Consider the following 14209-nt stretch of genomic DNA (forward strand, 5'->3'; position numbering starts at 1 on the left):
GACGGCCCGGGTGCGAGCCGCCGACCCCGCCGGTGGTCCCGCCGCCCGGCGGGTGCTGGCCGGTCGGCGGCTGCTGGGCCGGGGGCTGCTGGACGGGCGGCTGGGGGTTCCCACCGCCGCCGGGCGGCGGGTTGCCCCCCGAGCCGGCCGGCGCCGACGGCGAACTGCTGGGAACCGGAACGGGGTTGTGGGCCCGCACCGAGTCCGGGGCGAAGCTCGGGCCACCGCTGGAACCGTCGACGTCGGTGCCGCCGTAGACCCAGGCGTCCACACTGCCCGGCGCCGGCTGGTAGGTGGCCGCGCCGAGCTGGCTGTACGACCAGCTCTGCTGCCCCGGATCGGCGTGCCAGTAGGACCAGTAGTGGCCGATCGGCGGCGTGGACACGCAGGCGTCCTGGTCCGGGGTCGGGAACCCCGCCCCGCCGCGGAAGCCGCTGAAGGCGATCCGGCAGATGAAGCCGGGGCCGTCGTGGTGGGTCCCGGTGGTCCGCCAACCGCCCTCGTTGAGCAGGGCGAAGCCGGTGGTCGGGGTGGACCCGCAGGCACGCAGCACCGGGCCGCCCCAGGGGCCGAAGTCGACGGCCAGCACCACGCCGGAGGTCGGCGTGCACTGGTCCATCGGCAGCGCGTCCGCCGCCGCCGGCGTGGCGGCGAGGCCGGCGCCGCACAGCGACGGCGCCACACTCAGCGCCGCCGCGGCGAGCAGGCGGGGCAGTCGGGGCAGGTGCCTGGTCACTGGTGCTTCCCCGGCGCGGCGGCGCGGCGGCGCAGGGCCACCAGCACGGCACCGCCGCCCATCAGCAGCAGGCAGCCGAGCAGGGCGAGGCGCTGCGCGTCGAAGCCGGTGAACGCCAGGCCGGACGGGCCGGGCTGGGTGCCGTCGGCGGGGACCTGGCCGCCGGTGCCGGGCGCCTGGGTGTCGCCGCCGGCGACGGGCAGGCCGGCCGCGGTGGTCGAGGAGCCGGCGGACGGCGTCCCGGTGGGGGTGGCCGTGGCGGACGGCGTCGGGCTGGTGGTGGTCGTCGCGGTGGCGGACGAGGTCGCGGTCGCGGTGCCGGTCGGCGTGACCGGCGTGGTCGGGGTCGCCGTGGGCGTCGCGGTCGCGGTGGGCGTCGCCGTCGCCGTCGCGGTGGGCGTCGGGGAGGCGGTCGGGGTCGGGGACTTCGTCGGCGTCGCGGTGGGAGTGGGCGTCGGCGTCGGCGTCGGCGTCGGCGTCGGCGTGGGCGTCGGAGACCCGGTCAGGTCGTCCTCCAGGGTCCCGAACGAGATCCCCGTCGCGCCGCTCACCGCCTGGGTCGCGGCCCGCAGGTCCGAACCGGCCTGCCCGCCGGCGGACACCCGGAAGCCGCCGTCGGCGTTCTGCTCGGCCGCCAGGAAGGCCAGCGCCTTGGCGATCTGCGAGCCGTGGTCGGCCTTCTCCAGGGTCAGGGCCTGCACGGCCAACCCGGTGGAGTTGACCGACTCGCCCGAGGCCCCCGGGAAGCCGCCGTCCGCCAGCTGCTGCGCGGTGATCCAGGCCACCCCGCGCTGCACGGCCTGGTCGGCCTGCGGGTTGTGGACCAGCGCGAGCGCCATCACGGCCATCGCGGTGCTGTCGACGTCACCGCCGTCCTTGGCGCTCGCGGGGAGCAGACTCGGGAAGGCGCCGGAGGCGCTCTGCGTGCCCTCCAGGTAGGCGACCGGCGCGGCCGCCTTGGCGGTGTCGCCCGCGCGCAACTGGGCCATGATGCCCAGCGTCTGGGAGAAGACCGAAGCGCTGCCGTAGTACATGCCCGCCGCCGGGCAGACGGCGGCGGTGGGCTTGCCGGACGCCGTGCAGATCGCCTGGTCGAGGCCGGCGATCAGGTCCTGGCCGCCGAAGTGGTGCGGATCGCGGCCGACCACCTCGGCGAGCAGCGCCTCCTTGCCGATGTCACCGCCGGACACGTCCGAGGTCCCGATCAGGGTCCAGCCGTTGACTCCGCTGCCGTAAGCGTCGGTGCCCTTCTCGTCCATGAAGTCGACGATCTTCTTGAGTGCCGCGTCGTTCCCGTGGGTGGCGGCGAGCGCGAAGGCGCCGTCGATGGTCAACCCGAAGTCGGCGTAGCCGGGCATCACCGCGAACTGGTAGTAGTCGCCGTTGATCAGGTTCGCCGGGGTGACCAGGTAGGCCGCGCCCTTGGTCAGGTCCGGCGTCGCCGCCCCGCCCGACGGGGCCGCGGCGGCCGGGGCACCGCCGAGCGGGATCGCCGCCGCCCCGGCCGTGGCGATCAGCACGGCGGCTGCCAGCATGCGGGCGGCACGCGGCGACTCGTGACGGGTTCGGCGGACGTGCATCGGTGACTCCCTGTCAGCCACGGGCAGCCGACGCGGGGAGGCCAGGCAGCGGCGAACGCCAGCCGTCCGGCCCAACCGCGCCGCGGTCCTCGACGGCGCTCGTGGTACGACTCCAGCGCAGGTGGTCCGGCTCGTCCACGGTGGGGGTGGACCTACGGTTGCGGGTCAGCGCCGGACTTGGACCGGCTTCCCCTGACAGCTGAAGGTGTTCTTATGTTCTTCACATCTGACCATGTCAGCGACCAGTCGTCAACATTGGTATCTGTTCGAAGATTTGACATTGCGCCATCAGATGGCGGAGTCCAGCACCGCGAGCAGATCGTCGAGCAGCCGCCCGACGTGCTCACCGCGCAGCCGGTAACGCATCACCCGCCCGTCCCGCTCCGCGACCACCAGACCGGCGTCCCGCAGCAGGCGGAGCGCCTGGGAGACCGCGGTGTCGCGCATGCCGGTCACGAGCGCGAGGTCCGAGACCGGGATCGGGCCGGCATGACGCATGGCCAGGAGCAGCGCGAGCCTGCCGGGCTCGCCCAGCAGGGCGAGCTGAGCCGCCACGGCCGCCACCCGGTCCCGCTCGCCGATCCCCGACACCGCCCGCCGGACCGCGGGTTCGTCGATCGCCTGCCGAGGTAAGCGGTCGAGTGCATGTCCGGGTATCTCCCTGCGCACCGCCCCTCCTACCGTCGAGCCGGCCGCGCGGTGGGCGGCGACGCCAGGACGCAGTCACCGCACAGCCCCCCGGCGCGACCCGGCGCGGCCCGGTAGACGAGGCAGCAGCTGCGGCGGCGGAAACCGGTCCCGTCCGCGGCCATGGTGCCCGCGCCGCGCAGGGGTGAGTGGTCCAGCAGACGGGCCGCGAGTTCGTGGGCCCGCCCGCCCAGTTCGGGGACGGACCGGGCGACGGCCGCAGCCGCGCCGTTGACCGCCGACGCGGTGTTGCCCCGCAGGATGTGCGGTGACACATCGAATTCGGCCACTGCTTCCGACAGTTCCCCGACCAGGCCACCGAGCAGCTCGACCGCCAGGCGATCGGCGAGCTCCGCCGGATCGGCGACCGGTTCGGGCTCGCGATCCGGCAGCGACAGCGGGAACAACCCGCCGAGCGCCGGCTGCCAACGGCTGTCCCCCAGCCCGTAGCGGAACAGCGCTCCGTCCAGGACAGCGACGCCGAAGGCCGGGGAGATCAGCCGGGCGACCAGCCCGAGGTGGGTGACCGAGGCGGCCACCCGCTCCTCGACCGCTTCGGGAGCCTGCCTGCCGGTCGCCGCCAGGTAGCCCCGGACGCCGGCGATCCGCTCGCGCAACACCGCTGGATCGTCCCGGAGTTCGGCCAGCGGCCGCCACGGATCGACCGGTTCGGTGCTCCCGTGGGTCTCGACAGCGAAGAACGGCCCGAGGGCCGCGACGCGCTGCGCGGTCGCGGCCCCGGGCGTGGTCTGCGTCATGCCGCGGCGACCGGCTCGGGACCGGCCGACACCGGCGCCGTCGCAGCGGCGCCACGGGGGTTGAGCAGTCGCTCGGCCATCGGTCCGAAGACCAGGCCGAGGGTGGACCAGAGCACCAACTGGGCGGCCACCGAGAGGAAGCGGAAGGTGAACAGGGTGTCCGCCGGGAAGCCCGGGTACACGATGGCGCCCTGGGGATCGGTCAGCGGCAGCGGCGTCTCGGTCGCGTGGTGGCCGAACTCCTGGACATTGTCGGACAGTTCACCGAGCGACGGCAGGACCGCCATGACGATCCCGATCGCCACGACGTAGCTGCCGACGGCGATCAGGGTCGCGTTCCAGTTGCCGAACCGGCCCTGCAGGCGCTTGCCGAGCCAGACCGCGAGCACCAGGAAGACCAACGAGCAGACCACCATGGCCAGGTAGAGGTTGCCGCGGTCGCGGATGGTGTCGGGGTGGCCGATCGACGGCGGGTTGGCCGGGTACTTGATGAACGGCACGAAGTAGACGCCGAGGAAGCCACCCAGCGCCACCAGCATGGCGAGCCCGCGCGGGCGGATCCTGCCGGTGCGGCCCAGGCAGATGGCGTAGGCGACGGCGAAGAGCGCGCCCATCGCGGTGCCGAAGAGCACCATGCCGACGCCGATGCCGATGTTGGCCTGGATGGTGCGGCTGAAGATGTCCGGACCGCCCATGTCCATGGGCAGGCCGGCGGCCTTGTCGAGGGCGCCCTGCGCCGCGTCCCGCCCGCTCTCGTAGTCGATCGCGGCCTGGATCTGCGGCTCGGCGAAGATCCGGGCGAAGACGAAGGCGAGCAGGCCGGCCACTGCGCCGGCGATGACGCCGCGCAGGATGATTCTCTTCTCCATGGTGGTGTGTTTCGCAGCTTCCGGTCGTCAGTGGCAGGGGAAGCCGAGGAAGTGGCGGGAGTCGTGCACGAACTCGTGGATGTGCATGTCCTTGCCGAACACGGAGTAGGCACCCTGGTCGACGCCGATGAAGTAGTAGACGGCCAGCGCGATCAGCGCGGTGACGACCAGCCAGGCAGCCGCCTTGGTCGCCGGGACCACGACCGGAACGGGCAGGGCACTGGGCCCGGGCATACTGGTGCTCACGGTTGAGCCTCCTTCAGGGGATCGTGCGTCCCGCTGTTCGATGGGGCGGACCGTGATGGCGTCGTATCTGACTCGCGAACCGCCCGGGGGCGTCCCGCTCACAGTGGCGCGACCGTGCTGGAGTTCCACCAGCTTCCTTACGCCATCACTACGCCCTCGAGGGTAGGGGCGCGGTGAGGGGCCGTCAATCGCCCGGCGCCCTTCGGCAGCCCGGTGCGAGGAAGATCACTCGTGTCCGCACGACCGGGCGCCGGGCGGCCCGAGGACGTCCGCGTGGCAGCACGTGGACCGCACGGCGGCATGGTCCCGCGGCGGTCCCGCCGCCCGGCGGGCCCGGTCCCGTTCCGCCCCGGCCAGCACCGCCGCGTGCACGGCGCGGGCCAGCCGCGCGCCCCAGGTGGAGCGCGGACCGCCGAACGGGTCGACCTCCCCGCCCGGTCCGGCCGTCCGCACGGCCACGCAGACCGCGTCCGACGGGGTCCCGGAGCAGTCGTAACCGGCGTCGAGCAGCGCCTGCACCTTGGCCTCGGTGGCAGTGGCGAGCAGGTTGACCAGGCCCGCGTCGGCGACCGCGGCGGGGACCACGGCCAGGATGTTGATGGTCCCGGGCACGTACCGGCCCGCCGGGACGAGCGCCGGTGCGGCGGGCTCGGCCGCCCAGGCCGGTACGCCGATGCCGGTGGTCACCACCGCGGTGACGCCGCCGTCCTCGGCCCAGGTGCCGTCGTCCACCTGGGCCGCCGTCATCAGTCCGACCCCCGGCCCGGTCAGCCCCTGCGCGGCCGCCAGCTCGGCCAGGTGCTCCGCCGGGTCCATCCGCCCGTAGCCCGGGCGCACCTGGGCGTTGAGCACCCAGCCGCGCTCACCGATCCCGCCGCCGAGGACCGCGCTGCTGACCATCCGCCAGCCCGGCCCGGCCCGCCAGACCAGCAGGTGCCGGCACGCCTCGTCCTCCCACCGGGCGGCCCTTGCCACCACCGGCCGGTACGTCTCCGCGGCGGTCACCCGCGCCCCCGGGGGTCCTCGTGCACCGGGTACGGGACGAAGCTGCTCGCCCGCTCGTCGATCACCAGCGGGCGGCCGAGCGGCGGCGCGGAGCGCTGCGGGCAGCTCGGCCGTTCGCAGACCTTGCAGCCCAGACCGATCGGGGTCGCGGCGGACTCGTCGGCGAGGTCGAGGCCCGCGGAGTACACCAGCCGCCCGGCGTGCCGCAGTTCGCAGCCCAGGCCGATCGCGAAGGTCTTCCCGGGCCGGCCCCACCCGCCCGGCGAGCGGGTCACCGCCCGCGCGGCCCACAGGTAGCGCTGCCCGTCGGGCATCGCCGCCACCTGGACGTGCACCCGCCCGGGCGAGGCGAAGGCCTCGTAGACGTTCCACAGCGGGCAGGTGCCGCCGGTGCGGGAGAAGTGGAAGCCGGTGGCGGACTGCCGCTTGGAGACGTTGCCGGCCCGGTCGACCCGGACGAAGGAGAACGGCACGCCGCGCAGCCTGGGGCGTTGCAGGGTGCTCAGGCGGTGGCAGACGGTCTCGTAGCCGACGCCGAAGTGGTCGGCCAGGTGCTCGATGTCGTAGCGGGAGGCCTCCGCCGCGGCGTGGAAGGCGCCGTAGGGCAGCACCAGGGCGGCGGCGAAGTAGTTGGCCAGGCCGATCCGGGTCAGCGACCAGGCGGACGAACCGTCCGGGCTGTCCTGGGCGGCGAGTTCGGAGAGCAACCGGTCATGCTCCAGGTAGGCCAGCTGGGTGGCCATCCGGAAGGCCTGCTGCCCCGGCCGCAGGCGTGGCGACAGGCGCAGCACCCGCGTCTCCGCGTCGAAGCGGTGCAGCCGTTCACCGTCGCCGTCGCCGTCGCCGTCCGTAGCGGCGAGCCGGACGCCGTGCCGGTCGGTCAGCCGGTCGGCCAGGGCGGTGCGCACCTCGCCGCGCCGCAGGCCGATGGCCCGAGCCAACTCCTCGGCACAGGTGTCGAGTTCGTCGACGTAGTTGCGACGCCGGTAGAAGAACTCGCGGACCTCCTCGTGCGGGCTGCGGGCGGCGGCCGCGAAGTCCTGCGGTCCGCGGTCGCCCGCCAGCAGCGCGAGTTGCTCGGCGCCGGCCCGGCGGCTGCGCTGCACGTCGAGCAGCACCCGGGCGACGCCCGGCAGGCGGGCGGCCAGCTCGTCCAGCTCGCCCGCGCCCAGCTGTCCGGCGGCGAGTTCGGCCGCCAGCGACTCGCGCAGCTCCGCGGTGAGCCGGGCGGTGTCCGCCGGCGAGAAGTACCCGGCCTCGACGCCGAGCGCCTCGGTGAGCCGCAGCAGCACCGGCACGGTGAGCGGGCGGGCGTCGTGCTCCAGCTGGTTGAGGTAGCTCGGCGAGAGGTCGAGCAGCCGGGCGAGCGCGGCCTGGCTGAGTCCGCGGTCCTCGCGCAGCCGGCGCAGCCTGGCCCCGGCGAAGGCCTTCCCCACTGCCGCTCTCCCCTCGCCCGTCCGGATGTCCGGGCAGCATAGCCGGTCGGATCTTCGCAGGCTTCGCAACCTGGCCCGCCGATCGTGGCAGAAGTTGGCTCCCGCCCACGGGTGACGGGCTCCGGCCGGCCTGCCAGAGTCGGTGACGCGGCCGGCGGAGCTCGCCGGACAGCACCGGAGGAGCAGGCCGAAAGGCCAGCCCCCGGAGCTGTTTCGGGCGATCACGTCTCGCGGTCCGGCGACCGCCGCCCGGCACCGTCCGGCCGTCCACTCACCCACCCTGTTCGCAGGTGTGGATCATCACACCCTTCGCAACCTCCCCTGGAGCGGATCATGACCCAGTCGGTTCGGCAGCAGCAGGAACAGCAGGCGGCGCAGCTCGCCGCGCGGTGGGCGAGCGACCCTCGCTGGGCGGGCGTCGAGCGCACCTACTCCGCGGCCGACGTGGTGCGCCTGTCCGGCACCGTCCGGGAGGAGCACACCCTGGCCCGGCGCGGCGCCGAGCGGCTCTGGCAGCAGCTGCACGAGCAGGACTACATCCACGCGCTCGGCGCGCTGACCGGTGGCCAGGCCGTGCAGATGGTGAAGGGCGGGCTGCAGGCGATCTACCTGTCGGGCTGGCAGGTGGCCGCCGACGCCAACCAGGCCGGCCAGACCTACCCCGACCAGAGCCTCTACCCGGCGAACTCGGTCCCGCAGGTGGTGCGCCGGATCAACAACGCGCTGCTGCGCGCCGACGAGATCGACGCCGCCGAGGGCAACGACGGCCCCGACTGGCTGGTGCCGATCGTGGCCGACGCGGAGGCCGGCTTCGGCGGCCCGCTGAACGCCTTCGAGCTGACCAAGGGCATGATCGCCGCCGGTGCCGCCGGCATCCACTACGAGGACCAGCTGGCCTCCGAGAAGAAGTGCGGCCACCTGGGCGGCAAGGTGCTGGTCCCCACCGCCCAGCACATCCGCACCCTGAACGCCGCCCGCCTGGCCGCCGACATCGCGGACGTGCCGACCGTGATCGTGGCCCGCACCGACGCGCTGGCCGCCAACCTGCTGACCACCGACGTGGACGAGCGCGACGCCCGGTTCTGCACCGGCGAGCGCACCGCCGAGGGCTTCTACCGGGTCGAGCCGGGCATGGCGCCGGTGATCTCCCGCGGGCTCGCCTTCGCCCCCTACTCCGACCTGATCTGGGTGGAGACCGGCACCCCGGACCTGGCCCAGGCCCGCGAGTTCGCCGAGGCGCTCAAGGCCGAGTACCCGGACAAGATGCTGGCCTACAACTGCTCGCCCTCCTTCAACTGGAAGGCCGCGCTGGACGACGACCAGATCGCCAAGTTCCAGCGCGAGCTGGGCGCGATGGGCTACCGCTTCCAGTTCATCACGCTGGCCGGCTTCCACGCGCTCAACCACTCGATGTTCCAGCTCGCCAAGGGCTACGCGGAGCACGGCATGACCGCCTACGTCGACCTCCAGGAGGCCGAGTTCGCCGCCGTCGCGGACGGCTACACCGCCGTCAAGCACCAGCGCGAGGTGGGCACCGGGTACTTCGACCTGGTCTCCACCGCGGTCAACCCGAACGCCGAGACGCTGGCGCTCGCCGGGTCCACCGAGGCCGAGCAGTTCCACTGATCCCCCACCGGTGGTCGGCAGCGGAGCTGGGGAGCCGCCGCTTCCGACCGCCGTTCACCCGCCCGGGGCCTCGTCGAGGGACGAGGCCCCGGGCCCCCACCCCGCCTGGAGAACCGGATGAGCCAGTCCAGCCGCATCGAGATCCTCGGTGATTCCGAGGAGCGCTTCGAGGAGATCCTCACCCCTGCCGCCCTGCAGTTCGTGGCCGACCTGCACACCACCTTCGCGGCCCGTCGCGCCGAGCTGCTCGCCGAGCGCGGGCGCCGGGCCGCTGCGCTCGCCGCCGGCGGCACGCTCGACTTCCTCCCCGACACCCGCGCGATCCGCGAGGACCGCTCCTGGCGGGTCGCGGGCGGCGCTCCGGGTCTGCACGACCGCCGGGTGGAGATCACCGGCCCGCCCGAGCGCCGGATGACCGTCAACGCGCTCAACTCCGGTGCCAGGGTCTGGCTCGCCGACTTCGAGGACGCCACCTCCCCCACCTGGCACAACCTGGTCTCCGGCCAGCTGAACCTGCTGGACGCGATCGAGCGCCGGATCGACGACACCACCCCCGAGGGCAGGCGCTACCGGATCGGCGACACCCCGGCCACCATCGTGGTCCGCCCGCGCGGCTGGCACCTGGACGAGCAGCACCTGCGGATCGACGGGCAGCCGGCCATCGGCGCCCTGGTCGACTTCGGGCTCTACCTGTTCCACTGCGGCAAGCGCCAGATCGAGCTCGGCAGCGGCCCCTACTTCTACCTCCCCAAGCTGGAGAACCACCTCGAAGCGCGGCTCTGGAACGAGGTCTTCACCTACGCCCAGGCCGAGTTGGGCATCGAGCACGGCACCGTCCGGGCCACCGTGCTGATCGAGACGATCACCGCCGCGTTCGAGATGGAGGAGATCCTCTACGAGCTGCGCGAGCACGCCGCCGGCCTCAACGCCGGCCGCTGGGACTACCTGTTCAGCCTGATCAAGAACTTCGCCCACCACGGCCCGCGCTTCGTGCTGCCCGACCGCGCCTCGCTCACCATGACCCAGCCCTTCATGCGCGCCTACACCGACCTGCTGGTGCGCACCTGCCACCGCCGCGGCGCGCACGCCATCGGCGGCATGGCGGCCGCCATCCCGCAGCGCGACCCCGCCGCCAATGAGGTGGCCCTGACCAAGGTCCGGATCGACAAGGAGCGCGAGGCCGGCGACGGCTTCGACGGCTCCTGGGTGGCCCACCCCGCCCTGGTCGCCACCTGCCGCACCGCCTTCGACGAGGTGCTCGGCGACCGGCCGAACCAGCTCGACCGCACCCGCGAGGACGTCGAGGTGACCGCCGAGGACCTGCTCGCCGTGCACCGGCTCAGCGTCGGCCTGCCGTCCGAGCACGGCCTGCGCGCCAACGTCGCCGTCGCGCTGCGCTACCTGACCGCCTGGCTCGGCGGCGCGGGCGCGGTGGCCGTCTTCGGGCTGATGGAGGACGTCGCGACCGCCGAGATCGCCCGCTGCCAGCTCTGGCAGTGGCAGCACAACCACTCCCGCCTCACCGGCGGCACGCTCGCCACCCCGGGAGCGATCCGCCGCCTGATCGACGCCGAGCGGGCCACCCTGCTCGCGGAGGGCGCCGCCCCGGAGCTGGTCGACAACGCGGTGCGGGTCCTGGAGGAGACCGCGCTCGGCGCGACCCTGCCCGCCTTCCTCACCACCGAGGCCTACGCCCGCCACCTGGTCCGCGTCCGCACCGCGGCCTAGCCCCCCAGCAAGGAGAGCGCCATGAACGACATCCGTCGTGTCGCCGTCGTCGGCGCCGGGCAGATGGGCTCCGGCATCGCCGAGGTCTTCGCCCGCGCCGGGCTCGACACCGTGGTCTGCGAGCAGGGCCGGGAGGCGCTGCGTGCCGCCCGCAACCGCATCGACCGCTCGCTGCACCGCGCCGTCGAGCGCGGCCGGCTCAGCGAGGAGCAGCGCACCGACGCCTGGGCGCACCTGCTCTTCGCCGACGACCTGGAGGCGCTGGCCGACCGTCAGCTGGTCGTCGAGGCCGTGGTCGAGGAGGAGCGGGTCAAGGCCGAGGTGCTCGGCACCCTGGACAAGGTGCTGGTCGACCCGGACGCCGTGCTGGCCACCAACACCTCGGCCATCCCGGTCACCCGGCTCGGCATCGCCACCGACCGGGCCGCGCAGGTCCTGGGCCTGCACTTCTTCAACCCCGCGCCGGTCATGCCGCTGGTCGAGCTGGTCTCCTCGCTGCACACCGACCAGACCGTGCTGAACCGGGTGGAGACCTTCGCCAAGGAGGTGCTGGGCAAGCGCGTGATCCGCTCCCGGGACCGGGCCGGCTTCGTCGTCAACGCGCTGCTGGTGCCCTACCTGCTGTCGGCGATCCGGCTGGCCGAGGCCGGCCACGCCACCGCGGAGGACATCGACGCGGGGATGGTGCACGGCTGCGCCCACCCGATGGGCCCGCTGCAGCTCGCCGACCTGATCGGCCTGGACACGGTGGAGGCCATCGCCACCTCGATGTACGAGGAGTACAAGGAGCCGCTGTACGCGCCCCCGCCGCTGCTCTCCCGGATGGTCGAGGCCGGCCTGCTGGGCCGCAAGAGCGGCCGTGGCTTCCACGCCCACCGGGGTGCCTGACCCGGCCCGAGTCAGCTGTGCCCCGGCTCCCGTCGCGGAGGGCCGGGGCACAGCCGTGTCAGCCGCTCCCGCCCCAGGCCCGGTCCTTCGCAGGATCCGCGGATCCACCGCTCAGCGGTGGACGGATTCCGCAGACCGGCATGCTGGCCCCGCCGCGGCGCAGCGGGCAGTCTCGATCACGCATGCCCCCGGAGTCGTCCGACGCCCCTGAGGAGTCCCGTGATCGAGCACCACGTCCGCGTCCACCCCAGTGCCGCCCGCCTGCCGCGCGAGGAGCAACTCGCCTGGAAACTCGCCGCCGTGGCCACCGGCACCGAGGAGGCGGATGCCGCCGGCGCCGCCATGGCGGTGAACCGGGTCATCGACAACGCGTCGGTGGCCGTCGCCTCGCTGCTGCGCCGCCCGGTCGCGGTGGCACGGGCCCAGGCGACCGCCCATCCGGCCACCGCGCCGGGCGCCTCGGTCTTCGGCAGCGGTGCCCGGGTCTCGCCGGAGTGGGCGGCCTGGGCCAACGGCACCGCCGTGCGGGAGCTGGACTTCCACGACACCTACCTCGCCGCCGACTACTCCCACCCCGGCGACAACATCCCGCCCCTGCTCGCCGTCGCCCAGCACACCGGGCGCACCGGCGCCGACCTGCTGCGCGGCATCGTCGCCGCCTACGAGGTGCACGTCGCCCTGGTCAAGGGCATCTGCCTGCACGCGCACCGGATCGACCACGTCGCCCACCTGAGCGCGGCCACCGCCTGCGGCATCGGCGCGCTGCTGAGGCTGCCGACGGCGACGGTGTACCAGGCGGTGCAGCAGGCCGTGCACACCACCACCGCGACCCGGCAGTCCCGCAAGGGCGAGATCTCCAGCTGGAAGGCCTTCGCCCCGGCCTTCGCCGGCAAGACGGCGATCGAGGCGGTGGACCGGGCGATGCGCGGCGAGAGCTCTCCGTCCCCGATCTACGAGGGCGAGGACGGGTTCCTGGCCTGGCTGCTCGACGGCCCCGCGTCCGACTACACCGTGCTGCTGCCGGGGGCCGGGGAGCCGCGGCGGGCGATCCTGGAGACCTACACCAAGGAGCACTCCGCCGAGTACCAGGCCCAGGCGATCATCGACCTGGCGCGCCGCCTGCGCGAGAAGACCGGGCCGCTGGACCGGGTGCGCTCGGTCGTGCTGCACACCAGTCACCACACCCACCACGTGATCGGCTCCGGGGCGAACGACCCGCAGAAGTACGACCCGACCGCGAGCCGCGAGACCCTGGACCACTCGGTGCCCTACGTCCTCGCGGTCGCCCTGGAGGACGGCGCCTGGCACCACGAGCGCTCCTACGACCCCGAGCGGGCCGCCCGCCCCGAGACCGTCGAGCTGTGGCGGAAGGTCACCACGGTCGAGGACCCGGAGTGGACCCGGCGCTACCACGACCCCGACCCAAATCGGCGGGCCTTCGGCGGACGCGCGGTGATCACCCTGGCGGACGGCTCGGTCGTCGAGGACGAACTCGCCCTCGCCGACGCCCACCCGGCCGGCGCCCGCCCGTTCGACCGGCCCGCCTACGAGGGGAAGTTCCGCACCCTGACCGAGGGCATCGTCACCCCCGCCGGGCAGGACCGTTTCCTGACCACGGCGGCGGACCTCGCCGACCTGACCGCCACGGACCTGGACGGGCTCTTCCCGACCGTCGACCCCGAGGCCGTGCGCGCCTTCGACGCGACCCTGCCGAAGGGCCTGTTCTGATGCTGCACACCCGGACCACCCCGGCCCAGCGGCGCCGGGCGCTGCGCGAACGGCTCGCGAGCGGGCGGCTGCTGACCATGCCCGGCGCGCTCAACCCGCTCTCCGCCCGGCTGATCCAGGACCTCGGCTTCGAGGCCGCCTACCTCTCCGGTGCGGTCCTCGCCGCCGACCTGGGCCTGCCCGACATCGGCCTGACCACCGCCACCGAGATCGCGGCCCGGGCCCAGCAGACCACGCGGGTCACCGACCTGCCCGTCCTCGTCGACGCCGACACCGGCTTCGGCGAGCCGATGAACGCCGCCCGCACGGTGCAGCTGATGGAGGACGCCGGCCTGGCCGGCCTGCACCTGGAGGACCAGGTCAACCCCAAGCGCTGCGGCCACCTCGACGGCAAGGCGGTCGTGCCGCGCGAGGAGATGACCCGGCGCCTGCGCGCCGCCGTCGACGCCCGGCGCGACCCGGACTTCCTCGTCATGGCCCGCACCGACGCCCGCGCCGTCGAAGGCCTGCCGGCGGCGATCGACCGGGCGAAGGCGTACGTGGACGCCGGCGCCGACGCACTCTTCCCCGAAGCCCTCGCCGACGAGGCCGAGTTCGCCGCCTTCCGCAAGGCCCTGCCCGGGGTGCCGCTACTCGCCAACCTGACCGAGTTCGGCAAGGGCCCACTGCTCGACACCCGCACCCTGCAGGACCTCGGGTACGACATCGCGCTCTACCCGGTCACCCTGCTGCGCCTGGCCATGGGCGCGGTCGAGGACGGCCTGCGCACCCTCGCCGCCGAGGGCACCCAGGAGTCCCTGCTCCCGCGGATGCAGACCCGTTCGCGGCTCTACGAACTCCTCGGCTACCAGGAGTACGCCGCGTTCGACTCGGCCGTCTTCGACTTCACCCTCCCACCCGGCACCTGACGCACCGGAGGCAC

General features: G+C 74.0%; 13 protein-coding genes and 1 riboswitch. Of the genes, 5 read left to right on the forward strand and 8 right to left on the reverse strand.

What is annotated here, in order from left to right; translation table 11 throughout:
• The 8 genes from ACQRUO_RS01885 to ACQRUO_RS01920 form a co-directional block, all read right to left on the reverse strand.
• Positions 1–736 (reverse strand): hypothetical protein (locus ACQRUO_RS01885; protein ID WP_428313877.1); only part of this gene is annotated, 736 nt, incomplete at its 3' end.
• The gene (locus ACQRUO_RS01890) at positions 733–2316 is read right to left on the reverse strand and encodes a prenyltransferase/squalene oxidase repeat-containing protein (protein ID WP_428313878.1); all 1584 of its coding nucleotides are present in this window, start codon (positions 2314–2316) and stop codon (positions 733–735) included. The genes ACQRUO_RS01885 and ACQRUO_RS01890, both read right to left, overlap by 4 nt.
• 288 nt (positions 2317–2604) lie before the next feature.
• On the reverse strand, positions 2605–2871 hold the full coding sequence (locus ACQRUO_RS01895; protein WP_428313879.1) for an ArsR/SmtB family transcription factor: 267 nt from the start codon (positions 2869–2871) through the stop codon (positions 2605–2607).
• A 122-nt stretch (positions 2872–2993) separates the two neighbouring features.
• Positions 2994–3761: a (2Fe-2S)-binding protein gene (locus ACQRUO_RS01900; protein WP_428313880.1), complete on the reverse strand. Its 768-nt coding sequence runs from the start codon at positions 3759–3761 to the stop codon at positions 2994–2996.
• Positions 3758–4630, reverse strand: a complete 873-nt coding sequence (locus ACQRUO_RS01905; protein WP_428313881.1) for a CbtA family protein — start codon at positions 4628–4630, stop codon at positions 3758–3760. The genes ACQRUO_RS01900 and ACQRUO_RS01905 overlap by 4 nt, the downstream gene beginning before the upstream one ends.
• Before the next feature lie 27 nt (positions 4631–4657).
• Entirely contained in the window at positions 4658–4876 is a 219-nt protein-coding gene (locus ACQRUO_RS01910; RefSeq protein WP_428313882.1) for a CbtB domain-containing protein, read from the reverse strand.
• Positions 4877–4916: 40 nt separating this feature from the next.
• Positions 4917–5038, reverse strand: a riboswitch (cobalamin riboswitch).
• 63 nt (positions 5039–5101) lie between these two features.
• Positions 5102–5881: an adenosylcobinamide amidohydrolase gene (locus ACQRUO_RS01915; RefSeq protein WP_428313883.1), complete on the reverse strand. Its 780-nt coding sequence runs from the start codon at positions 5879–5881 to the stop codon at positions 5102–5104.
• Positions 5878–7317, reverse strand: coding sequence for a short-chain fatty acyl-CoA regulator family protein (locus ACQRUO_RS01920; RefSeq protein WP_428313884.1), 1440 nt, complete (start codon positions 7315–7317; stop codon positions 5878–5880). The genes ACQRUO_RS01915 and ACQRUO_RS01920 overlap by 4 nt, the downstream gene beginning before the upstream one ends.
• A gap of 333 nt (positions 7318–7650) precedes the next feature.
• Between ACQRUO_RS01920 and aceA the strand changes: the two genes are divergently transcribed.
• The 5 genes from aceA (at position 7651) to prpB (ending at position 14195) form a co-directional block, all read left to right on the forward strand.
• Positions 7651–8943 carry an isocitrate lyase gene (aceA, locus tag ACQRUO_RS01925; RefSeq protein ID WP_428313885.1) on the forward strand — a complete coding sequence of 431 codons (1293 nt, stop codon included), beginning with the start codon at positions 7651–7653 and terminating at the stop codon, positions 8941–8943.
• Between the two features lie 117 nt (positions 8944–9060).
• Positions 9061–10671 carry a malate synthase A gene (gene aceB / locus ACQRUO_RS01930; protein ID WP_428313886.1) on the forward strand — a complete coding sequence of 537 codons (1611 nt, stop codon included), beginning with the start codon at positions 9061–9063 and terminating at the stop codon, positions 10669–10671.
• A gap of 21 nt (positions 10672–10692) precedes the next feature.
• Positions 10693–11559 (forward strand): 3-hydroxybutyryl-CoA dehydrogenase, encoded by an 867-nt coding sequence (locus ACQRUO_RS01935; protein ID WP_428313887.1) that lies wholly within the window; start codon positions 10693–10695, stop codon positions 11557–11559.
• A 219-nt stretch (positions 11560–11778) separates the two neighbouring features.
• Positions 11779–13287, forward strand: a complete 1509-nt coding sequence (locus ACQRUO_RS01940) for an MmgE/PrpD family protein (protein WP_428313888.1) — start codon at positions 11779–11781, stop codon at positions 13285–13287.
• Positions 13287–14195, forward strand: a complete 909-nt coding sequence (gene prpB / locus ACQRUO_RS01945; RefSeq protein ID WP_428313889.1) for a methylisocitrate lyase — start codon at positions 13287–13289, stop codon at positions 14193–14195. The genes ACQRUO_RS01940 and prpB overlap by 1 nt, the downstream gene beginning before the upstream one ends.
• Positions 14196–14209 lie beyond the last annotated feature (14 nt).

Source organism: Kitasatospora sp. LaBMicrA B282, assembly GCF_050325825.1.
GTDB lineage: Bacteria > Actinomycetota > Actinomycetes > Streptomycetales > Streptomycetaceae > Kitasatospora.